Source organism: Mucilaginibacter gracilis, from assembly GCF_003633615.1.
Classification (GTDB): domain Bacteria; phylum Bacteroidota; class Bacteroidia; order Sphingobacteriales; family Sphingobacteriaceae; genus Mucilaginibacter; species Mucilaginibacter gracilis.
The window spans coordinates 2,852,797-2,876,190 of sequence record NZ_RBKU01000001.1; the positions used below are offsets into that span (position 1 = coordinate 2,852,797).

The following is a 23,394-nucleotide window of genomic DNA, read 5'->3' on the forward strand; positions in this document are numbered from 1 at the left end:
TATCTTGATTCCTGATTCTTACATCTTGACTCTCATTCTTACCTCTTGATTCTTGTTTTAGTTTTTAGCTACTTTAGCGGGAGCAGGTTCGGGATGTATCACGGTGCCTTCTTGCAGGTGGTCAAAACCGCTAACCACTATTTGGTCGCCTGGCTTTACGCCGTCTTTAACCAGGTAGTTGGTTCCGCTTTTTCCGATGATGGTGATTGGCAATTTTTTAACCTTGTTGCTATCGGCAACGGCAAAAACAAATACCTTATCCTGCATTTCCATAGTGGCCGATTGTGGTACAACCAAAGCATTGTTGTGTTGTAAGCTCAAACGTACCTTACCCGTATTGCCCGACCGTAATAAACCTTGTGCGTTGGGGAAACTTGCCCTTAGTGTAATAGCACCGGTGTTTTTATCAAACTGTCCGTCTATCATGTCTATTTTCCCTTGTTGGCTATACTCGCTGTTATCGGTTAATAATAACGATACCGATGGCAGGTGTTTTAATTTATCGCCCAGGGTACCACCAGGGTATTGCTCTTTAAAGTTGATAAAGTCCTGTTCGCTTAACGAGAAGTAAACATGCACGTTATGCACGTCTGATAGTTGTGTAAGTGCTTCAACATCGGTAGGAGCCACAAGGCTACCTTGTTTTTTTAGCAGGCGGCCTATGTAACCGTTTACAGGTGCTTTAATGGTTGTATAGCCTAGGTTAATTTGAGCGGTAGCAACATTGGCTTTAGCCTGCTCTACATTGGCCTTAGCTATTTGGTAAGTTGCACGGGCCGTTTTAAGCTGATAATCGGAAACTACTTTGTTTTGTACCAGAGGGGTAAGCTTGTCAATTTCTAACTGAGCGTTTAGCACTGCGCCTTCGGCGGAGTGTTGCGCTGCCAGGGCATTGTTTAGCTGTGCGCGATAAGGTTGGTCGTTAATTTTAAACAACGGTTCGCCTGCTTTAACAAAGGCACCTTCGTCAATAAAAACCTTGTCGAGCGAGCCACTTACCTGAGGGCGTACCTCAACGTTAACTGCACCTTCAACAGAGGCGGGATATTCCTGATAAGTGGTTTGATTACCGGCTACTATGCTAACTACCGGTAACGACGGGGGAGGCGTTGCCGCCGGAGCCTGCGGCTTTGAAGCGCAGCCGTATAATGATATTGCGATTAACGCGAAATAGATACTTTTCATGACCATTTGATTTGAAGTGTTTGTAAAATTTGTTGTGTTTGTTTGCCTTGCTAGGCTATATGGTAGTGTTGCTGTGTTTGCTAACGGTTAAAAAGAATATTTAACATTGTTAAATTATTTAACGATGTTAAAATAATGTTACGGGGTTTGGGTTTCTTTTTCATGATTATGTTCGATTTTGTTTCTGAATGTAATTGGCTCATTAAAGTGCAACCGCAGTGATGGCTTGCATTTTTTAAGGTGCCGGGTATTGTTTAGTCGTTTAGCGACCGTGTTATGCCATTAATGGCGGTTATGAGTACCTCATGGTTCATCTCGTCAGACCGGCCACGCTTTAAAAGATTAATTGATATGAGGCCGTGTATTACCGACCAAAAGGTGAAATATTTTGTGCATACCTCATCTTCAGTAGGCTTGTTCATTATTTGCTCTATCACCTCGGCTATCAAATTATATGGTACTTCCGATTCGGGGATAATTTTGGCCAGTTCGCAACAATTGGTATTAACGCCAAACATTACCTGGTATAATTCTTTTTCGGCAAAGGCAAAGTTCCAGTAGGCAAGCCACATTGCTTCCAGTTGCTTGGCCGGTAATTGATGTTGGTTTTTTGCCAACTCCATATCCCGCGACAGCAATAAAAAACCTTTTCGCGTAAGTTCCAGTATAATAGCTTCTTTATTAGCAAAATACTCATAAATGAGCGGTGCGGTGTATTCAATAACATCTGCAATTTTGCGCATGCTTAATGCTTGCCATCCCTCTTCCTTTACAATTTGAAGCGAAGCATCCAGAATATTTATTCTGGTTTCCTCTTTCAAACGTAGTATCCTATCCTTGCTTGCCATGTTTAATACGGTGTAAATTTATTTAACACCGTTCAGCAAATGTACAGCGATAAGTGATTTGTAATCTACATAGAAATGTAAAATTGAACGTAGGGTTTAAAAAAACATGGCAACTTGGCCACATAATAATTTATAAACCTAATTGTTACCCGCGCTATTTATTAACTATTTTTTGATAAAGGCTCCAGTAATCACTCGCCATTTTCTCTTTCGAGAAATTGTCTTTGGCCCATTGGGTGCAGTTGTAACGGTTTATGCGCGGAATTTGCTTAACGGCGTCAACAGCTTCGTCAACGGTATTAACCAGGAAACCCGTTTGTTTATCTTTAATTAGTTCGGGCATCGAGCCTTTATTAAATGCAATTACCGGAGTGCCGCAAATCATGGCTTCGGCCACGCTCATGCCAAAAGGCTCGTTAAAGTTAATGGGGTGCAACAGTGCCGCTGCATTGCTCAACAACTCTTTCCGTTTTTCGGGCCCGGCATGGCCAATAAATTGTATCTGTTTGTTTAAGTGCGGTTCAACTTTTTGCTTAAAATAGTTTTCGTCTTGTACAATGCCCGCAATTATTAGGCGGCGTTTACTCTTTATGGCTATTTCAACAGCCTCGGCTGTACCTTTGTCATGGTGTATGCGGCCAAAGTATAGTAAATAATCATCGGGCGAATCGTTAAAGCTAAAGGCATCCAGGTCAAGCCCGTTGTAAACCGTAGCCAGATAGCGAAGATCGGCACTGCGGTCGGCATTGCTGATGGATACATAGTGCGAATTATGGTTATACTTTTTATAAACCGGAATTATCCGCGGCGACGAAAACCCATGAATGGTGGTTATCATGGGTGTTTTAATAAGCTTTGAATAGGTGAGGGGCAAAAAATCAAAATTATTGTGGATGATATCAAACTCACCGGCGCGCTCCATTACGTTGCTGATGTGCAGGCATTCCAGCACTTTGGCATCCTGGGTATTATCTTCGGCATAACCAGTTTCGCAAACAGAAGCCAGCTTACCCTGGGTGATAGAATCGCCGGTGGCAAATAAGGTAACCTGGCCGCCTAAGTTAATTATGCCTTCGGCAATGTTTGATGCTATTTGTTCCCACGGGCCATAATGCCTGGGCGGGGTTCGCCATGCTACGGGTGCAAGTACAGCTATTTTCATAAAATTATACAGGTTTAAGTTATGCCCGCTTGCTGCGGAAATGGCCTTTGGTTGGCGTAAGGTAGTGATATGTTGATAAAAAGCAGCATATCACCATTTAATAATCAATACCTCTCCGAACCGATTTTTTAATGTTATTGATTAGCACAACTGAATAGTTTGCCCATATTTATGATACTCATACTCTAACTCAAAGGCTTTTAATACCGTTAGGTGACTAATTAAATAAGCCAGTGTACTTTCGGCACCCTGGTTACGGTTTATGCCTGTTGGCAAAATACCATCGCAGCAGCCCTTGGTTTCATGGTCGTACAAGGGGGCGCGAAGCGTGTTTTCTCCTAAAAACCACATATAGCAGGCAAACATCTTTTCAATGTATTCGGGTTTGTGCCATATTTGGTATGCCTGGAAGTTCATGAGCACCATAGCCATGGTTTCTATAGCTTGCTGGTCGTAAAGCGGAAACTCGCCGCCTTTGTGATACCAGCCCTCGTTGCCAACAGGGGTAAGGTAACCGTTACTCAAGGTAAGTTTATCTAAAAACGCCATCGATTCCAGGGCTACTTCTCTAACCTTGCTGTCGCCTGTAATTTCGCAGGCATGCATTAAAGCCAAGGGTAATATGGCATTATCATAGGTCATTTTTTCTTCAAACCAGTGCCATTCTTCGTCGTGATGTGCCGCGTACGAATCCATCAATGGCGTGGTTAGCCTGTTCATCTCGTTAAGCATGCCTTCATCTGCCGGAAATACTTTTAGGTATAGTGCCACGCCAATAATGGTATTAGCCAGGCCACGCAAATGATACAAATTTTTAAACTGTTGCACCGCCTTGTGAAATATCTCAACAGCAAACTCACGGTAAGAGTTATTAGTGGCACAATTAATTAAATACCCTAACGACCATATGGTACGGCCAAAAGAATCTTCGGAACCTATATCATCAAGATACTGCCTGCTAAAACTTAAAAAATTGCGAAAGTTACCATCCTCTGTTTGCATGTAATGGATGTAACTGAGGTAAATAGGCAGTAATTTTAAGGCTTCGGGGCTTTTGTTGCGCTGGTAGGCCATTAGCGCCATAATAAGGGCGCGGGCATTATCATCCAAACAATAACCTTCTTTTAAATTAGGAATGCCAAATTTAGCATGTTGCACTATGCCGGTATCGTCGGTTAACCTCAGCACGTGGTCGAGGCTAAAGCGTGGCATAATTTCGGGGTCAACAATAGTACTTGCCAAGTTTTTCTCTGTATTATCATGCCTTGCCAAAGCTTGCTGAGATACCTTAATGTATTCGGCTCCAATTTTAGGGTAGCGCAAATGCAAACCGTAATTGTAGGCGTTACGCTTCAACTGAGTAAGCGATTCGCTGTTGCCTAATAAATCGTTAACAATGGCGGCTAATTGCTCGTCATCCTTAAAATCAAATATCCGGCCCCTGTCGTCGGCCAAAAGCTCGGTAGCATGCCAATAAGGTGTTGATACCACGGCTGCACCCGCGCCTATTGCGTATGACAAGGTGCCACTGGTAATTTGTGCTTCGTTTAAATAAGGAGTAATGTAAATATCAACAGCAGTTAAGTACTGAAACAACTCTTCTTCGGATACAAATTTATTGATGAAGGTTATGTTTTTACTTACTCCTAATTGGTTTGCAAGCCGTTTTAAACTATCCCTATATTCCTCGCCGTTATTTTTTAAAACTCCGGGATGAGTGTTACCTAAAATAACATACATAACATCGGGGTTTTGCTTAACTATAGCCGGGAGCGCCCTAATTACAGTTTCGAGGCCCTTATTGCGGCTTATTAACCCAAAGGTGAATAGCACCCTGTGGTTTTTAAAGGCAGGTAGTTTTTTAAGCTCGTTTTTTTCGTCGGCTTCCAGGTCGGGTACGCCATGTTCAATTATTTGTAGCTTTTCGGCTGGTATCTCGTAAATATCAATTAAAAACTCAATGGCGCGCTTACTCATTACAATTACCTTGGCCGATTGATCGGCAATTTCGCGCATAATTATTTTTTGCACAAAGCTGGGTTCGCGCAGTACGGTATGCAGCACGGTTATGAGCGGTTTTTGGAGCCTGTTGATGAGCGGTAGTATGTAAATGCCGCTTTCGCCGCCATAAATACCAAATTCGTGCTCCATTATGCAAACATCGGCGTTACTGGTGTTAAGGTAATTGGCGGCCCGTATGTAATCTTTTTGGTGGTCTTGCCTGATGATAAATTTAACCTCTTCCGGATATTCGTATTCTTTTAAAGTTTCAGAATCATTAATGGCTACAACAAAACCGCTTTGTGTAAGCGCATCTTTACCTGTGAAATTGGAGTTAACAGCTCCTACCAAATTTTGATTGAATGTTGCTATACCGCATTCACGCGGCGGATACGTTGATATATAAGCAATGCGCATACAAAGTATATGTGTTTTAGATAGTGTGATGGAATAACAGCAATTAAGTAGCTTTGTTTGGCAGCAATGCCCATGGCGGGGCAATTTATGGAACACACCAATCAATTTGCTGTGCCCATTGTATTAATTGGACGGCACCTAAAAGCCCAATTGATGCCAAGGATAGGATAATGATAGGAAGCGAGCTGATGCAATGATTGCTTGCATCAAAACATTAGGCCTACGCCGGGGAAACCGGCTAAAAGGATTAATTGAATAGCTTTTTTAGCAGATAAATAAACCACCTGAGTAGATAGCCAATTAAAACCAGCGCCAAAATAACTACCAAAATTGTTGCCCAATCAACACTTAAAAATAGCAGGGTATGCCATAGGGGGGTATTTTGATTATAGATATTTTGCGCCATTGTAACTTTTTTATCACGAATAATAATCCAAGGCCTCTAAAATAACATTGCAGGCCATTGTTAACTCATCATGGGTAATAATTAAAGGGGGGGCCAGGCGCATAGAATTGGTACAGTGTAAAAACCAGTCGGTAATTACACCGTTTTCGATGCAGCGGTCTATCACTTTTTTGTTAAACTCAAAGTTTTTAAGCTCAATGGCCATAATGAGGCCCTTCCCACGTACCTCGCGTATAGCAGGGTGTACCAAAAGGGCACGCATCAGGGCTTCTTTTTGTTTAACCTGCTCAATTAAATTTTCGCTAAACAAAACCTCCAATCCGGCTAAACCGGCGGCACAACAAACCGGGTGCCCACCAAAAGTGGTAATATGCCCCAAAATAGGGTTTTCGCGCAGCGAATCCATTATTTGAGCCGACGATACAAACGCACCTATAGGCATACCGCCGCCTAAAGCTTTAGCCAATACCAAAATATCGGGCACAATACCAAAATGCTCAAAGGCAAACATTTTACCTGTGCGGCCCATGGCAACCTGTATCTCGTCTAAAATAAGCAGGGTACCTGTATGGGTGCATCTTTGCCTTAGTGCTTGCATATAAGCCACATCGGGCACGCGTATGCCTGCTTCGCCTTGTATGGTTTCAATTAACACGCAGGCAGTTTCGGTAGTTATTTGCTCCAGGTGTGCCGCATCATTAAAATCAATAAATTGAATGCCGGGGAGCAGGGGGCGGTAAGCCTGCTTATACACTTCGTTACCCATAACGCTTAAAGCGCCATGTGTGCTGCCGTGGTACGAATTTTTGCAGGCAATAATATTACTGCGCCCCGTATATCGTTTGGCCAGTTTTAGGGCGCCCTCAATAGCTTCTGAGCCGGAGTTAACAAAGTAAGTACACTGAAGTTGCAGGGGTAGTAAGGAAGCCAGTTTTTCGGCAAATTTAACCTGCGGGGCCTGTATATATTCGCCATATACCATGAGGTGCATGTATTTTTCGGCCTGTTGAGTGATGGCCTCAATTACCCTTGGATGCGAGTGCCCGATGTTGCTTACGCCGATGCCCGATATTAAATCAAGATAAGGCTTCCCTTGCTTATCATATATATAAACGCCCCTGGCGCTTTCAAACTCAAGTAAAAGCGGGAAATGTGTAGTTTGCGCGTTATGGTTTAAAAAAAGCTGCCTCAGGGTTGTCATACCGCAAAAATAACAAAGGCTCCGCATTACCGGAGCCTTTGTTATTTTAAATTATAGTTTTTAGTTTCCTGCCTCGTTTTTTCGTTCTCTAAATTGTTTCAGTATCTCGTCCTGAAAGTCTTTTTCGCTTTTGTAAATCAGGCTTACTTTTTCTGGAGGCAATATTTTCATAAACTCGTTAGCATAACGCCGTTTTATGTTGGTTTTTTTATCTTCTAATAATAATTCGTTTAAAACCTGGTCTTTGCCATTAGTTTGCGATGGCGAGTTATTAAGGCGTATCTGCTTTTGCACGGCAAACATTTCTTCCTGATACTCATTGTATAATGGCCAAAACTTGCTGGATTGTTCGGGTGTTAAATCGAGCTTTTTGGTAATATATGCAGTTTTAATCAATTTTACCCTGTTAAGCGCATTGGGTACATTATTGCCTCGGTTTGGCTTATCGGCCCGGTTTTCTTTTGGTACTTCCCTGCGTTGTTGTTGCAGCCGGTGATCTTCGCGTGGTGGCGTATCTCCCGCCTGACCGTAAACCGCCAAACTAACAAAAAATGAAAATATAACAGTTAGGTAACGCATTAGTGTGTGTTAATTATACCAATATTTAATTTAATACGTCCGTGGTGCTATCATCAGCATCGGCAGTTGAAATAGCAGTTAAACTATTAGGATCTGCATTTTCCATAATGGTAGAAGCATCGCCGTTGAGTTCCAAATAATTTTCCATATCCGACTTTGAAATTTTGGATAACGCTTTATGCAAGTCCGACCGGTTATGTATCGCTGTATCATTAAACTCGCTGGTTAAAACAGCGGCTCCTACAATCAACGAAAAGCACGCCGCCGAAGCATACTTAAACGCGGTTGTGGTCCAAAGCTTACGTACTATAGCAGTGCCTGTTGGTGCCGGTGCCGATACATTGATGGTGTTTTGTATTATACGGGCCTCTAAGCCTTCAAAATATGCCTCCGGAACTATAAAACCTTTTTCGTTATCTGCAAATTGTTCAACGGCTAAACGGCTTTCAATATTGCCCGTAAGTTGCTCAAAATAACCTTCCGGAATGTTAAAACCAGCTTCGGAATTTAAAAGTTCGTCAACAGCTATGCGGCTTTCTATATCACCGGTAAGCTGGTCAAAATAGTTTTCCGGAACGGTAAAGCCAGGGCTTTTATTTAATAATTCATCAACCGCAATGCGGCTCTCAATATTGCCTGTAAGCTGCTCAAAATAACCTTCCGGAATGGTAAAACCTTTGCCGTTATTTAAAACCTCATCAATGCCTATCCGGCTATTAATGTTTTGTGTTAATTCATCAAAATAATTTGCGGGCAAAACAAAGCCATCCTGCGGATAGGCTTGTTTTAACTGTGCTAATTTAATTTCATCCATTATACGCCCCTCCATTTCCTCAAAATAGTTAGCCGGTACCTTAAAAGCATTAACAGCACTAAGCTGTTTTAGCATAGGGTACTCATTTAACCATTCCATATTTTCTCTCTCTTCACTCATTACCAGGGTATAGATGTTTTTTTTGGCAAAAGGTTTAATCTAAATTAGTCTTCTGCTAATAAAAATGCTTCAATTTTTTTCACTGCCAAATGAAACGACGATTTGAGTGCGCCAACGCTTGTTCCCAGCACTTCCGACATTTCTTCATACTTCATTTCGTCATAATATTTCATATTAAAAACGAGTTTTTGTTTTTCGGGAAGCGTTAATAATGCCTTTTGTAATTTAAGCTGTGCCTTGTCGCCATCAAAGTAACTCGAATCGGCTAACGATTCGGCAAGTTCGTGCGATACATCATCAAGCGGAATGTTATTTTTTAACTTTTTACGGTTTAAAAAAGTAATACATTCGTTAGTGGCAATACGGTACATCCAGGTGTAAAGTTGGGCGTCGCTGCGGAAACCTAGCAGGCTTTTCCATACTTTAATAAAAACATCCTGAACAAGATCGTCGGCATCGTCGTGGTTAACTACCATGCGGCGGATGTGCCAATATATTTTTTGCTGATATTTTTTGAGCAACAGGTTAAATGCCTCGTTCCGTGTTCTCTCATCCTGGAATTTTTCCAGTATAACTGCATCATCAACCTGGTTAGACATGTAATTTTGTTGGTTTTTTTAAACGCTATCAAAGCTTTTGTAACACACAAATATAATAATGTTATCTGCTTTGCAATAGCTTTTTAATTTGCCAATTAAAGTAAAAACTTTAATGCAGCGTCAATAGTTTATCTCAATATAATCAGATTATCTACATATTGTTTGGCTAAATTTAACAATTAAAATAAAATTATGTGGTGGATATACGCTTTGCTCTCGGCTTTTTTTGCGGCCCTTGTGGCTATTTTTGCTAAAATAGGTATTAAAGGGGTTGATACCGACCTGGCTACCGCAATACGCACCGTTGTTATTTTGTTTTTGGCCTGGGCCATAGTTTTGGTAAAGGGCGGCGAACATGCCATAGGCAACCTTACCAAACAAAACTGGACTTTTTTGATCCTCTCGGGCTGTGCCACCGGCTTATCATGGATATTTTATTTTAAGGCATTGCAACTGGGGAAGGTATCGCAGGTTGCACCGATAGATAAATTAAGCGTTGCCCTGGCCATTTTATTATCTGTTTTGTTTTTAGGCGAAAGCTTAACCTGGAAATCGGCAATTGGTGCCGCAATGATAGTTGGTGGCACTTTTGTACTGATTTATAACAATGACTGAATGAATGAAGGATTGAGTGATTGAATGGAAAAGCCAATCAAAAACATTCAATCCTTCAATCACTCAATCCTTCAATCATTAACTTAACAGATCTAATATCTGCTGCGACGAGTTTTTGGTGTCAACCTTACTAATTACATTTTTAATGATGCCATCGGGGCCAATTAAAAACGTGGTACGGGCGGTACCCATATAGGTTTTACCGTACATGCTTTTTTCAACCCAAACACCATAGGCTTCAACCACGGTTTTATCATGGTCGGCAATGAGGGCGAAGGGCAGATTGTATTTGCTTTCGAATTTTTTGTGCGATTTTTCGTCGTCGGTACTAACACCAATAACCTCAAAACCCTGCGATAAAAGCGATTGGTAATTATCCCTGAAGCTGCATGCTTCGGCGGTGCAGCCTGGGGTATCATCTTTAGGGTAAAAATAGAGTATCACATTTTTGCCCAGGTAATTTGATAGCGAAATGGTTTCGCCATTTTGGTTGTTTGCAGTAAAATCGGGGGCTTTGTCGCCTTCTTTTAAAATTGCCATTATCGGTAAAAATTAGCGGTGAATAGTGAAAGGTTGTCTTTGTTATCAGCAACAGCTAAAGTAAACACATGTTTGCCGGGCTTTACATTTTCGTCAAAGGTATAGCTTAAAATTTTGGTTTTATAATCCAGTTCCATTAAAACCCAATGCCCGTCTACCTTGCCGTTGTACGATTTTATGCCCGATAAATTATCGCTCATTTTTAACGATATGGTTTTAGCTGCTGCCATATTTTTGCCATTGGTAATGTTAAGCGGGTAAATAACGGGCGCCACGGTATCAATCCGCACAAAAAAATCGCCGAAGCCTTTACAATGCGCCTTAATAAAGCCGCCTTCGTACAGGCCGCCTTCGTACAGGCCGCCTTCCGAGCCACCGGCTGTATTTACAATTACAGCTTTATTAGCCAGTGCGCCAATGTTACTATCGGGCTTAATCCAAAGTTCAAAGCTATCATGAATGGGCGTAAAGCGGTTATGTATGCGATAGGTGGCTGAATATGCGCCGGGATGCCGGGGCAGCACAGCGTAATTAAAATACAAATCGTCGTAAAGGTTGCCTTGCGGGATAATTACGCGTGCCTTATCAAAACTAAAATCGTTCTGCTGGTTGTATTTAAACAATACCCCCGGTGGTTTTTGGGATGATGGCGGCTCGGCTGGTTTTGATTTTACCTTAAATTTTAAAGTTGATGTATTGCCCGCAACATCTTTAACTACGTATTCAATGTTGTGTATTGCATCATCATTAAAAGTTATAATGCCCCTGTTTACCTGTTGCGGATAAACCGATATTTTATTGCCCGGCAAAATAAAACTCTTTTGTATTTCGCGGCCCGTTGCTAAAAATGCGGGAAAATCAATATGGGCATTAATGGCATGGGTTTGATCGAACGCAAAACGCTCTACGGCAAAGGTATATATCAACTTATCGTCAACTTTTAGCTGGATAGAATAAACGCCGTTTTTATTCATGGAGGTGCTGTTACGGTCGGTAGCCATAATGCCGAAACCAATATCGCCGCTTAGGTTAATCACCGAAGATTTTAACAAACGATACGCAGCACCCGAACCTGCAACCGGATAAAACTCCTTAGCTGTTTTTTCGCTAAAAGGTAATCCGTTTAAATGGTAGGCGTATAAGCCGCTAATAGTTGGCGGTATTTTATCCGGAATGGATAAACCAAAAAGTTGCGGGTTAATAGTTTGCTCGGTGATGGCATCCCTGATCTCGAAATGAACATGCGGCCCTGCCGATGCGCCCGCATTGCCCGACCAGGCAAATACCTGCCCCTTTATAAAATTTTGCTGAAAAGGAAGCAACGTAATATCGGCCTCATAGGTTTGGTGTTCGTACTGGTAATCGTGTACAATTTTGGCAAGTTCGGGTGCCAAACGTTCCAGGTGCCCGTAAACGGTGGTAAAGCCGTTGGGGTGGGTAATGTAAACCGCGCGGCCAAAGCCACCGTATTGAATGCGCAGCCTTGATATGTAACCATCAAAAGCTGCATGCACTGGGTAGCCTGTACGCTGGTTGGTTTTAAAATCGAGCCCGGAGTGGAAGTGGTTAGATCGCAATTCGCCAAAGGTACCCGCCGTAGTAGGGGGCAAGTCTAAAGGGTAACGAAAAAAATCTTTGGGATAGGTATGAGTTTGCACAATATCCTGTGCGCAGGTACTCACGGCAATGCCAATTGAAAAAAGGAAGATGAGATGGTATTTTAGGATCACTTTATATAAAAGTCAAGTAGTTTTTCGTTTTCCAGATAGCCTTCCAGGTGGTCGCCTATACTTACTTTTGATACGCCCGGAGGTGTGCCGGTAAATATCAGGTCGCCCTTTTTTAAAGTGATGTATCCCGAAACAAATGCGATAATGCGCTCGAACGAGAAAAGCAAATCATGAGTGCTGCCCTTTTGCCTAACCTGCCCGTTAATGTCAAGATGGAAGTTGAGATTGTACATATCGGTAAAGTTTGATTTGGGTACAAAATTACTTACCGGTGCCGAGTTATCAAACGCTTTGGCTAATTCCCAGGGCAGCCCCTTTTCTTTATGCCGGCTTTGAATGTCGCGCGCAGTAAAATCAATACCCAAAGCAATTTCGTCAAAATAGGCCGATGCAAATTTTTCGCTGATGCTTTTACCTTCCTTGCATATTTTAAGCACAATCTCAATCTCGTGATGTACATCTTCCGAAAAATCAGGATGATAAAAAGGCTTATTATCTTTTAACAGTGCGGTATCCGGTTTCATAAAAATTACCGGTATGCTGGGTATGGGGTTGTTTAATTCTTTGGCGTGTTCGGCGTAATTGCGTCCTATGGCTATTATTTTCATGCGTTTTGCAAAAAGTTACAGCCAAAGCTAAAAAAATTAAAGGGCCTATGTTAATTAACGGGCGGCCTTTGTATAAAATGTTTATTACAGTATGGATATTCTTTTGATAACCGACTCGCTGCCAACTACCATCCTCACAAAATAAAAACCGCTGGATAGTTTGTTGTTGAGGTTAAAGGTAAATTTTTGTTCGCCCGGATCAACCCTTTGCGAAAAAAGGGTAATTACTTCGTTGCCGAGTACGTCCATTATTTTTATGCTTACGTTGCTGTTTTTGGTAACGTAATAGCGCAGGTTTATCTGGTCGGTAATAGGGTTTGGGAAAACCTGTACATTGGTTAAAAGCTTATCCTGGTCAAATTTGTTTAACGAATTGCGGTTAATTAAGCTATTGCCGCCGTAAACAGTAACCCCGGGTTTTAACGGCGGCAGGGGTATTTTAATGCCGTTTTTGAGATATGATTTATCGTTTTTATTTGTAAATACTTTGACTAATTTCGTCGTGTCGGATTTTCGGGGTATTTTACCGTCGGCAAGGGCATTATTCATGCATATCGCTAATGCGATAAACATCAATAATGAGCATGTAAAGCGGTAAAAACGTGTCATCAAATACGGGGTAGTTTGGGTTACAAAAGTATAAATAAAACTTGTTTGCGTTTAACTATTATTAATCTGCATGTTTTGTTTTAACATTATTTAACATTGTGCATTAATAATGCAATCTATCATACATAAATGGTTTGTTACGTATATATACGCAAAAGAGCTTAAATAGTTTAATATTATATTATTTTTTTACAATAAATGTCGCATAATAATTTTAGTAAGCTCTCGGCAGCGGGTGTTTTAATAAGCCTGGGTATCATTTATGGCGATATTGGTACCTCGCCATTATACGTATTTACGGCACTGGTGGGTAAAGAAGCCATCAATTCCGATCTGATATTTGGCGGTATATCACTAATATTCTGGACGTTAACATTGCAAACAACCCTAAAGTATGTGGTTATAACCCTACGGGCAGATAACAAGGGCGAGGGAGGTATTTTTTCCCTGTTTTCGTTAGTGCGCCGAAGGGCCAAGTGGTTATTGGTACCGGCCGTTGTTGGCGGCTGCGCCCTCCTGGCCGATGGTATAATTACCCCGCCTATTACCGTATCATCAGCCATTGAAGGGCTGGACGAAATTAGGCCCAATCTGCCAACTACCTATATTGTTGTGGCCATTATCACCTTTTTGTTTTTAATACAAAGGTTTGGTACAAACTTCGTAGGGAAGGGTTTTGGGCCCATTATGTTTATTTGGTTTACCATGATGGGTGTTTTGGGTGTTATACAAATAGTTCATGTGCCATCTATCATTATGGCGCTAAATCCCTATTACGCTTACCATTTATTGGCTACAGACCCTAATGCCTTTGTTATTTTGGGTGCTGTATTTTTATGCACCACCGGTGCCGAAGCGCTATATTCGGATTTGGGGCATTGTGGCCGCTCAAATATACAGGTGAGCTGGGTTTACGTTAAAACCTGCCTGGTGTTAAACTACCTGGGCCAGGGTGCTTGGCTAATAATGCAAAAAGGCCAATACCTTACCCATATGGAAGGCACACACGAAGTACACATGAATCCGTTTTTCAAAATTATGCCCGATTGGTTTTTGATATACGGCATAGGTATTGCAACCGTAGCGGCTATCATTGCCAGCCAGGCCTTAATATCGGGTTCGTTCACGCTCATTGCCGAAGCTGTAAGATTGAACCTTTGGCCCAAATTAAAAATCATCTATCCATCAAACGAACGTGGGCAGTTATATGTACCCAGCGTTAACTGGTTACTTTGGGCGGGCTGTTTGGTTGTAGTGGGCATATTTCAACACTCAAGCCGTATGGAGGCCGCTTATGGTTTAAGTATCACATTAGCTATGCTAATGACTACCATACTGGTATCTAAATTTTTGAAGGCCAAAAACTTTCCGTCTTATATCATCTGGATATTTTTAGCGGTTTACATATCAATAGAAGGTACGTTTTTGGCCAGTAACATGGTTAAATTTGCCCACGGTGGCTGGTTTACTTTAACGGTTGGTGCTATACTGTTCTCCGTTATGTGGTGCTGGCACACGGCGCGCCGCATACGTAACCGCTATGTTAAGTTTATCGAAGTAAGCGATTACTATCCTATTATCAAAGAATTGAGCGATGATGAATCGGTGCCTAAATATGCATCGCAACTGGTGTATTTAACGAGTGCTAATTTTGATTCGGAAATAGAATCGAAAATTATTTACTCTATTTTGCAAAAGCAACCCAAACGTGCCGATGTTTACTGGCTGGTACACGTTAATGTAATGGACGAACCGCATGTACGCGAATATGACGTAAATTTTTTAATTCCGAATAAACTGATACGTGTTGATTTTAAATTGGGTTTCCGTGTTGACCAGGGCGTGAATTTATTGTTCCGTAAGGTGGTGGAAGACCTGGTTAAGAATGGCGAGGTTGATATTACAAGCCGTTACACATCATTAAACAAACATAAAATAGTAGGCGATTTCCGTTTTATTGTGTTGGAGAAAATTCTGTCGCGGTCGCACAATTTGTCATTGTACGAAAAATCTATCATGAATTATTATTTTCTGCTGAAAAAGGCAAGTTTATCCGAAGAACGCAGTTTTGGCCTCGACCTAAGTTTTGTTACGGTTGAAAAAGTGCCTTTGTTATTAGCCGACCCGGATAGCGTAGAGCTGAAGAGAAGAATGCGGAGTTAGAATCAAGATGCAATAATTAAGATACAAGAGCCTGGAGTTTTACTTCGGGCTCTTTTGTTTTATGTACCTGTATGGGTAGCTTACATCATTAGTTTCGTGTATATTACTTATACCTAATTTTATAAACCAAAATAACGCTGGCAAACAGCATAGTGATAAAGTTTGCTATGGCAACGGGCAAATCGTGCGATAGGATGCCGTAGGTTAGCCATAAAGCCGTACCCAGCGTAAAAAAGCTATACATAAGCAATGATATGCCCGATGTATCTTTAGTTTGAATGGTTTTAACCGCTTGCGGTAAAAATGATACCGTTGTACCAAATGCAGCCATATAACCAATAATAGTTATGTAATTCATTTTAATGATAGGTGTTTTTGATGAATGAGCCTAAATACGGGCTTCTTTAGCAAGCACACTGTTTTTATACCCATATGTAAAATAAATAACCAGGCCTATAACCAGCCAAATTAAAAAGCGGAGCCAGTTGGTATAACCTAACTCAGTCATGAGGTAAAGGCAGCTTAGTAAGCCCATTACCGGTATTAATGATAAATTTTTAACAAAGGCAGCTATGGTTAACGATGCCGCTAAAATTACAAACACAAAATAGGGCAGCTTGTCTTTATATAAATCCCAGCCACCGCTGTAATCAAACAGGCTTATAAAGTTGTGATAAAAAAGTACGCAACCTAAAATAAAAATAACAGGCGCAATAAATTTAGAGTTTACGTAAGGCAGGTGAAAGCGGCCTTTTTGTGCTTCTTCGCGTGGTAGTAGCAGTACGCCGCCACAAACCAAAACAAAGGCAAAAAGGGTGCCTATACTGGTTAAGTCGGTAACCTCGGTAAGGTTCATAAAAAGAGCCGGGATAGCCACCACAAAGCCTGTAACTATTGTTGCAAAGGATGGCGTGTTGTATTTTGGATGTATCCTCGAAAACGCTTTGGGCAGTAAGCCGTCGCGGCTCATGCTCATCCATATACGCGGCTGGCCTAATTGAAAAATGAGCAATACGCTTGCCGTTGCTATAACTGCGCTGATAGAAATAACGTAACTGATATTTTTTAAACCAATGCGTTGGAAAACAAATGCTAACGGGTCGCCTACCTGCAACTCCTTATAACTAACCATACCCGTTAATACTAACGCTATTAAAATGTAAAGTACGGTGCAAATAATTAATGAATAGATCATCCCGCGCGGTAAATCGCGCTGCGGGTTTTCGCATTCCTCGGCGGTGGTTGATATGGCATCAAAACCGATATAGGCAAAAAACACGCCCGAAACACCCTTCATTACCCCGCTAAAGCCATTGGGTAAAAACGGGTGCCAGTTAGCCGGCGATACGTAAAAAAAACCAGCTATAATAACAAAAATAACAACGGCTACCTTTAAAATAACCATAGCATTGGTAGCCTTCTTGGTTTCGCGGATGCCAATATATACTAAGTAGGTAATTACAAATACAATGGCAAGTGCGGGTATATTGGCTATAAGTTTAAAATTACCAATGCCGGGTGCCGTTGCCCAGGCTGTAGCTTGCGATTTAAGCGCATCAGGAATAGCGGTTACTCCGTGAGCAGCTAAATTGGCTATGGCAGATTTTGCCCTGTAAGCCGAAACATAATCCATAGTTAAGTAGGAGGGGATATGGATATGGAAACCTTCCAGCAGGTTAACAAAATATTCGCTCCATGATATGGCTACGGCAATGTTGCCGATAGCGTACTCCATTAATAAATCCCAGCCAATTATCCAGGCTATCAATTCGCCAAATGAGGCATAAGCGTAGGTATATGCACTGCCCGAAACAGGTATTCGGGAAGCAAACTCGGCATAACACAAGGCTGAAAAGCCGCAGGTAATTGCGGTTAATACAAACAGAATAGATACGCCGGGGCCACCGTTAAACGCCGCTGTGCCAATGGTTGAAAATATACCCGCGCCAACCACGGCCGCAATGCCCATCAACGTAAGGTCTTTAACGTTTAATTCTTTTTTAAGATGGGATGCCGAGCCTCCGTGTTCAGCGTCGCTGAAACCACTTGCTACATCAGATAAAATTCGTTCTACAGACTTTTTACGAAATATATTGCTCGACATTGTTGAAATTTAGCTAAAAACCAAACATAACGATTTTTTTGCATTGAATAAATAAGCTTATCTAATTAACTTGCGCCCATGAAAACAGGCCTACTCGATGTTTTAAAACAGATCAAATTTTTGTTTATTCCATACCTTATAGCATTGGGTATTTGCCTGGTAATAGGTTTAGTTTATACAAAGGCGCAAATTTATTTTACCTTCAATAGCTGGCATTTTGCATTTGGAGATGTGTTTTTTGCCTTGTGGACAAACATGGGCGATGGTATTATTTGCGTGCTAATAGCTATAGGCTTGTTGTTTTTTAATTACCGCAAAGGGTTTTTAATGGGTACAAGTTATATTATAACTTCCATAATAGCACAGGTGTTAAAGCGCATTATAGCTACACCGCGCCCGGTTATTTACTTTAAAGCCGAGGCCAGCAAAATGTATTTGGTAAAAGGGGTTGAAATGCTCGAAACATTGAGCTTCCCATCGGGCCACACCGTATCGGCTTTTTCGGCGGCGGTGGTACTAACCTACATAACCCCCAGGAAAACCTGGGGGCTGGTGTTTTTTGTTTTAGCTGTTTTGGTAGGCTATTCGCGCATGTACCTTAGCGAACATTTTTTTGAGGATGTTGTAGGCGGTTCGGCAATAGGCGTTATCGTAACCGTATTTTGGATTACCTGGATTGATAATAAAGCATTTTTGCGCTCCGAAAAATGGAACAAAGGCCTTATAAAAACCCGCTGATTAGGTAAGCGTCATGGTATCACGGCGCCTTAAAAACACAATTACGGCTATAATAATAGCTAAAGGTATCAAACCGAATAAAATTATTTTAACAATAATGGGTTGACTGCTTTGTGCGGTAACTATATATTGGTCGTCGCGGTCCAAATCGGGAGCCGTTTTGATTGACGAGAAAAACGCTTTCATTTCGCCATCAGCTTCATCCTTACGGAAATCATCATACAAATACTCAAAAGTGTAAGTTGTATTTTTAGTGTATAGCAACTTAAAGTGGCGCAATTGTACACCGCTGCCCGTATCGGTTTGTAAAATAAAATCGCACACGGCTAACTTACCCATAGTTGTATCGCGCACGTTAACAACAGTGCCGTTGCCCGATGATGTTTGTACCTTTTTAATGTACTCCTGAAACACGTTATCTAAACCGTTAGTGTTTTTAACCGTTTTACCACCTGGTGGGTTTACAGAGCGTATAACCAAAAAAGACCCATATACACCGTTTGCTACAAAGCTTTGTTGCCCGGTAGCAGCATTTTTCGAAAACTCTTTAGGTAAAGAAACCGCTACCGAGCTATCTAACTTTACCGGCGTTAAATAGTATTGCTTTTGAGCATACGTTCGGTTAATGAGTAGTAACACGCTTAAAAATATCATTAGCTTTTTCATTGTTCTCTATTTCTAGTTTAAAAAAATGAATTGTGCTATTTAAGGTTAATAGGCGTATATGGTTTTACATTAATAGTGCCATAGTATATTAAACAGGTGTTAAAAAGTTAAAAAAGGAGTTTGAAATGAGATGAAAAGGGCACTGATAAGGGTTAGTGTTATTGATATATAACCTTATTAATCAGTGTTTTGTGATTTTGTATTTTTTAATAATGCCCAACTTTATTGCTAACCTAAAAGTACCTACCCGCCAAAACCACCTAGCATGCTAATTGTAATGATGGATAGTACAATAACAGATATGCCGAGATACAAATAGTCTTTTTCTATTGTGAAACTTATTGCCGATAGCAGCACCCGGGTTATAGGTGTGGCAATGAGTAAAATTATACCAAATTGAATAATTGCCCTTCCGCGAATATTGATAACGCCTTCAAAAATGGCTTTAAGCTGGCGGGTAAAATCGGGCTGGCCGGTAAATGTATCATAGTGGCTAATGTCGTGTCCGTGGCGGTACAGGTATATCGAGCCACCAATAATTACAACCACCATGGATAGCAACACACCCCAGCGCAATAGCGAGCCTATAAGCAGTTCGATATCTTTATCGTTTAGTTTTTTTTGCATTTTCATAAGTCGCCGTTTATGCCCTTATAAATCATCTGCACAGCTAAAAATGTAACAATTACTGCAAAAAAGTAACGCAGTTTTTTTGATTGAGCGTGTACTAATATTTTTGAACCGGTAAAGGCACCTAATATTACCCCTATAACAACAGGCATTGCTAAACCGGGGTCTATATAACCGCGGTGCAAGTAAACTACCGCACTGGCTGCGGCTGTTACACCTATCATAAAATTACTTGTAGTGGTTGATACCTTAAACGGAATGCCCATTATACCATCCATAGCCACAACTTTTAGCGCACCCGAACCAATGCCTAACAAGCCCGACATGATACCGGCAAATATCATGGTGATAAAACCGCCGGCCACGTTGTTAACGCCGTAGGTTACTATAGTATCGCCGGAAGGGTAACTGCTATTAAGTTTTAGTTTTTGAGCGAGCTTGCTTTTATATTGCTCAACGCGTTCGGCCTTTTTACGTAATGACATGATGGCCGAAAAGATGAGAACCGAGCCAAATAGGATAGCAATATAATTAACGGGTAGGTATTTGGCAATTATTGCACCTGTTATTGCACCGGTGGTGGTGGCAATTTCTAAAAACATGCCCAGGCGCATATTGGTAATACCTTCTTTAACATAGGCTGCCGCCGAGCCCGATGATGTTGCGATAACCGAAACCAGCGATGCGCCTATGGCGTAATGAATATCTACATGGAGTACCAGCGTTAATAGTGGAATAATAACCACCCCGCCTCCTAAGCCGGTAAGCGAGCCAACCAGGCCGGCGGCATAGGCCCCAAGCAAAATAATTATTGTTAGCAACAGTACAGACATGCAGCAGGTATATGTGCGGCTAAAATAGCAATAAATTACAGGTGCTGCCCAATATGGATGTGATTATTGCGTTTAGGTTAACTATTCGATCTCATCTATCTCAATTAGTTTGAAAGTGTTTTTAACCCTGATGCCTTTATCGGTTTGTTGCAGGGTGCAGCATTCGTTAACTGCATCGTGCTCTAAAAACAGGATGAAGTTTTTCTCAACTGCTTCGGCAAATATAGCCTTACGCTCGGCCATAGTTTTTAGCGGAAACATATCGTAAGCCATTACATAAGGAATAGGGAGGTGCCCAACCGATGGCAGCAAATCGGCCATGTATAAAATCACTTTATCTTTGTAATAGATCTGCGGAAGCATCATAGCATCAGTATGGCCATATGCAAAACGGATAACGATGTTTTTGGTAAAAGGCACACCATCGGTAACGTCAATAAACTTAAGCTTGCCGCTTGCCGCAATAGGTAAAATGTTTTCTTTTAAAAAGGATGCCTTTTCGCGCTCGTTTGGATAAATGGCCCAGTTCCAATGTTGCTCATTGCTCCAGTAGGTAGCGTTTTTAAAGGCAGGCACCAATTTATCGCCTTCGCGGATGATGGAACCACCACAATGGTCGAAATGGAGATGGGTTAAAAAAACGTCAGTAATATCGTTACGCGTAAAGCCGTGTTGAGCTAATGACGAATCGAGCGTGTCGTTGCCATGCAAATGGTAGTGGCTTAAAAACTTTGCATCCTGTTTATCGCCAATGCCATTGTCAATCAAAATTAACCGTCCTTCATCCTCAACCAGCAGGCAGCGCATGGCCCAGGTACATAAATTATTTTCGTCGGCAGGGTTGGTACGTTGCCAAAGCGATTTTGGCACCACACCAAACATAGCGCCGCCATCTAATTTAAAAAAACCTGTTTCGATACTATATAGTTTCATAAGCCCCATAACCCCCTAAAGGGGGAATTAAAATTAATGTTTAAACTAAAAGAACCCAGTATATACTTAAATAACTGGGTTCTCAAATAATTATGTGCTCCTATTGCTCCCCCTTTAGGGGGCAGGGGGGCTACAAATGTATCACTTCGCCATACGCATCAGCTGCGGCTTCCATTACGGCTTCGCTCATGGTTGGGTGTGGGTGTACCGATTTAATAATCTCGTGCCCGGTTGCTTCAAGCTTGCGGGCAGTTACTACTTCGGCTATCATTTCGGTAACGTTCATACCTATCATGTGTGCGCCCAAAAACTCGCCGTACTTGGCATCAAATATCACTTTAACAAAACCATCCTTTGCTCCGGCTGCGCTGGCCTTGCCCGATGCCGAGAATGGAAATTTGCCTACTTTAATTTCGTAACCGGCCTCTTTAGCTGCCTTTTCGGTATAACCTACCGATGCTACTTCGGGCGAGCAATAAGTACAACCCGGTATGTTGTTATAGTTTAACGGCTCGGGGTTTTGACCGGCAATTTTTTCAACGCAGATAATACCTTCGGCAGATGCTACGTGGGCCAGGGCCTGTCCTTTTACAATATCGCCAATGGCGTAAACACCATCAACATTAGTTTTATAAAAATCGTCAACCAAAACTTTGCCCTTGTCGGTTTTAACACCAACCTCTTCCAGGCCAATGCCCTCAAGGTTAGTTGATATACCTACGGCCGAGAGTACAACATCGCACTCTAATATCAAAATATCGCCATTTGGTGTTTTTACGTTTACCTTACAGCCGTTGCCCGATGTATCAACAGATTCAACAACAGAGCTCGTCATGATGTTGATGCCTTGTTTTTTTAAACTACGGCCAAGTTGCTTAGAAATATCTTCGTCTTCTAACGGAACTACATTTTCCATAAACTCAACCACGGTTACTTTGGTGCCAATTGAGTTATAAAAATAAGCAAATTCGATACCAATAGCTCCCGAACCTACTACTACCATAGATGCCGGTTTTTGGGGCAGCACCATTGCCTGGCGATAGCCAATTACCTTTTTACCATCTTGTTTAAGGTTAGGCAACTCGCGCGAGCGGCCACCGGTGGCTATGATGATATGTTTGGCGGTATGTTCAACCTCGGTGCCATCCAAAAGCTTAACGGTTACTACGCCTTTAGCTTTAAGTTTGCCGATGCCCATTACCACATCAATTTTATTTTTCTTCATCAGGAACTGAACGCCTTTGCTCATTCCATCGGCAACACCGCGGCTGCGTTTAATTACCGAATCAAAATCAACCACGCCGGGAGTTGGTATCCTGATGCCGTAATCGGCGGCATGGTTTACATATTCAAAAACCTGGGCACTTTTTAATAATGCTTTGGTTGGTATACAACCCCAGTTTAAACAAATGCCACCTAATGATTCTTTCTCAATAATGGCAGTTTTTAAACCCAGCTGGGATGCTCTTATTGCGGCAACATAACCACCAGGGCCACTACCGATAACAATCAGATCATAATTCATATTATTCTATCGTTTTTGCAATTTAGGCCAAAGCTAAATAAAAACGCCGATATGGAAAATACACGATGATGGACTTGATGTGATTTATTACAGATTGATAGAAAACCGCCTCCGGGCCATTACGTTTTATGTGATTTTATTTAATTAAAAGTAAAATACTGCACCTTGCGCTATGCTATAAATTATGACTGCACCGCTGCCAGCCCATTTGACGGCCACGAAAATTACTTTCGCAGCGTTAAAATTTAAGGCTATTTTGCCTTTGTATTGCTTTTTTTTCAATAAAGTACTCTTTTAAACGGTTGGTATTGTAAAATATGTGGAGAAATACTTAAGAATTGTTAACATTAACTTAACAATGGCTAATA

Annotated in this window: 22 protein-coding genes; 3 read left to right on the forward strand and 19 right to left on the reverse strand. The window is 41.5% G+C overall.

The features are described 5' to 3' along the window. Positions 1–57 precede the first annotated feature (57 nt). The 8 genes from BDD43_RS12195 to BDD43_RS12230 all read right to left on the reverse strand — a co-directional run bounded on the left by BDD43_RS12195 (position 58) and on the right by BDD43_RS12230 (position 9,332). Positions 58–1,185, reverse strand: a complete 1,128-nt coding sequence (locus BDD43_RS12195) for an efflux RND transporter periplasmic adaptor subunit (protein WP_121197933.1) — start codon at positions 1,183–1,185, stop codon at positions 58–60. A 254-nt stretch (positions 1,186–1,439) separates the two neighbouring features. Next, on the reverse strand, positions 1,440–2,033 hold the full coding sequence (locus tag BDD43_RS12200; RefSeq protein ID WP_121197934.1) for a TetR/AcrR family transcriptional regulator: 594 nt from the start codon (positions 2,031–2,033) through the stop codon (positions 1,440–1,442). A 154-nt stretch (positions 2,034–2,187) separates the two neighbouring features. Further along, positions 2,188–3,195, reverse strand: coding sequence for a glycosyltransferase family 4 protein (locus BDD43_RS12205; protein ID WP_121197935.1), 1,008 nt, complete (start codon positions 3,193–3,195; stop codon positions 2,188–2,190). Positions 3,196–3,336: 141 nt separating this feature from the next. Further along, the gene (locus BDD43_RS12210) at positions 3,337–5,613 is read right to left on the reverse strand and encodes a glycosyltransferase family 4 protein (protein WP_121197936.1); all 2,277 of its coding nucleotides are present in this window, start codon (positions 5,611–5,613) and stop codon (positions 3,337–3,339) included. Positions 5,614–6,032: 419 nt separating this feature from the next. Next, positions 6,033–7,220, reverse strand: coding sequence for an aspartate aminotransferase family protein (locus BDD43_RS12215; protein ID WP_121197937.1), 1,188 nt, complete (start codon positions 7,218–7,220; stop codon positions 6,033–6,035). 60 nt (positions 7,221–7,280) lie between these two features. Further along, on the reverse strand, positions 7,281–7,799 hold the full coding sequence (locus BDD43_RS12220) for a hypothetical protein (RefSeq protein ID WP_121197938.1): 519 nt from the start codon (positions 7,797–7,799) through the stop codon (positions 7,281–7,283). Between the two features lie 25 nt (positions 7,800–7,824). Continuing rightward, positions 7,825–8,733 (reverse strand): hypothetical protein, encoded by a 909-nt coding sequence (locus BDD43_RS12225; RefSeq protein ID WP_121197939.1) that lies wholly within the window; start codon positions 8,731–8,733, stop codon positions 7,825–7,827. A gap of 44 nt (positions 8,734–8,777) precedes the next feature. Then, positions 8,778–9,332, reverse strand: coding sequence for an RNA polymerase sigma factor (locus BDD43_RS12230; protein WP_121197940.1), 555 nt, complete (start codon positions 9,330–9,332; stop codon positions 8,778–8,780). A gap of 192 nt (positions 9,333–9,524) precedes the next feature. On the opposite strand from BDD43_RS12230, the gene BDD43_RS12235 reads away from it, so the two are divergent. Next, the gene (locus BDD43_RS12235) at positions 9,525–9,947 is read left to right on the forward strand and encodes an EamA family transporter (protein ID WP_121197941.1); all 423 of its coding nucleotides are present in this window, start codon (positions 9,525–9,527) and stop codon (positions 9,945–9,947) included. A gap of 78 nt (positions 9,948–10,025) precedes the next feature. On the opposite strand, the gene bcp is transcribed toward BDD43_RS12235, so the two are convergent. The 4 genes from bcp to BDD43_RS12255 all read right to left on the reverse strand — a co-directional run bounded on the left by bcp (position 10,026) and on the right by BDD43_RS12255 (position 13,398). Continuing rightward, on the reverse strand, positions 10,026–10,487 hold the full coding sequence (bcp, locus tag BDD43_RS12240) for a thioredoxin-dependent thiol peroxidase (protein WP_121197942.1): 462 nt from the start codon (positions 10,485–10,487) through the stop codon (positions 10,026–10,028). Continuing rightward, positions 10,487–12,217 (reverse strand): M23 family metallopeptidase, encoded by a 1,731-nt coding sequence (locus BDD43_RS12245; RefSeq protein ID WP_121197943.1) that lies wholly within the window; start codon positions 12,215–12,217, stop codon positions 10,487–10,489. Before BDD43_RS12245 ends, bcp begins: the two co-directional genes overlap by 1 nt. Continuing rightward, entirely contained in the window at positions 12,214–12,825 is a 612-nt protein-coding gene (locus BDD43_RS12250) for a fumarylacetoacetate hydrolase family protein (protein WP_121197944.1), read from the reverse strand. The genes BDD43_RS12245 and BDD43_RS12250 overlap by 4 nt, the downstream gene beginning before the upstream one ends. 84 nt (positions 12,826–12,909) lie before the next feature. Next, the gene (locus tag BDD43_RS12255) at positions 12,910–13,398 is read right to left on the reverse strand and encodes a T9SS type A sorting domain-containing protein (RefSeq protein ID WP_162847056.1); all 489 of its coding nucleotides are present in this window, start codon (positions 13,396–13,398) and stop codon (positions 12,910–12,912) included. Between the two features lie 234 nt (positions 13,399–13,632). Between BDD43_RS12255 and BDD43_RS12260 the strand changes: the two genes are divergently transcribed. Then, complete coding sequence (locus BDD43_RS12260) at positions 13,633–15,597, forward strand: KUP/HAK/KT family potassium transporter (RefSeq protein ID WP_121197946.1); 1,965 nt, start codon at positions 13,633–13,635, stop codon at positions 15,595–15,597. Between the two features lie 103 nt (positions 15,598–15,700). On the opposite strand, the gene BDD43_RS12265 is transcribed toward BDD43_RS12260, so the two are convergent. Next, entirely contained in the window at positions 15,701–15,955 is a 255-nt protein-coding gene (locus BDD43_RS12265; RefSeq protein WP_121197947.1) for a SemiSWEET transporter, read from the reverse strand. A gap of 30 nt (positions 15,956–15,985) precedes the next feature. Continuing rightward, entirely contained in the window at positions 15,986–17,701 is a 1,716-nt protein-coding gene (locus BDD43_RS12270) for an amino acid permease (protein ID WP_121197948.1), read from the reverse strand. 78 nt (positions 17,702–17,779) lie between these two features. Between BDD43_RS12270 and BDD43_RS12275 the strand changes: the two genes are divergently transcribed. Then, positions 17,780–18,439, forward strand: coding sequence for a phosphatase PAP2 family protein (locus BDD43_RS12275; protein WP_121197949.1), 660 nt, complete (start codon positions 17,780–17,782; stop codon positions 18,437–18,439). Here BDD43_RS12275 and BDD43_RS12280 read toward each other — a convergent pair whose 3' ends face one another. From BDD43_RS12280 to lpdA, 5 genes are all read right to left on the reverse strand, one after another. Continuing rightward, entirely contained in the window at positions 18,440–19,105 is a 666-nt protein-coding gene (locus BDD43_RS12280) for a hypothetical protein (RefSeq protein ID WP_121197950.1), read from the reverse strand. It lies immediately after the preceding gene. A gap of 243 nt (positions 19,106–19,348) precedes the next feature. Next, positions 19,349–19,732: a DUF1634 domain-containing protein gene (locus BDD43_RS12285; protein WP_246001556.1), complete on the reverse strand. Its 384-nt coding sequence runs from the start codon at positions 19,730–19,732 to the stop codon at positions 19,349–19,351. A 2-nt stretch (positions 19,733–19,734) separates the two neighbouring features. Then, on the reverse strand, positions 19,735–20,568 hold the full coding sequence (locus BDD43_RS12290; protein ID WP_121197952.1) for a sulfite exporter TauE/SafE family protein: 834 nt from the start codon (positions 20,566–20,568) through the stop codon (positions 19,735–19,737). Positions 20,569–20,649: 81 nt separating this feature from the next. Next, positions 20,650–21,501 carry an MBL fold metallo-hydrolase gene (locus BDD43_RS12295; RefSeq protein WP_121201971.1) on the reverse strand — a complete coding sequence of 284 codons (852 nt, stop codon included), beginning with the start codon at positions 21,499–21,501 and terminating at the stop codon, positions 20,650–20,652. 130 nt (positions 21,502–21,631) lie between these two features. Further along, complete coding sequence (lpdA, locus tag BDD43_RS12300) at positions 21,632–23,026, reverse strand: dihydrolipoyl dehydrogenase (RefSeq protein ID WP_121197953.1); 1,395 nt, start codon at positions 23,024–23,026, stop codon at positions 21,632–21,634. Positions 23,027–23,394: the final 368 nt, after the last annotated feature.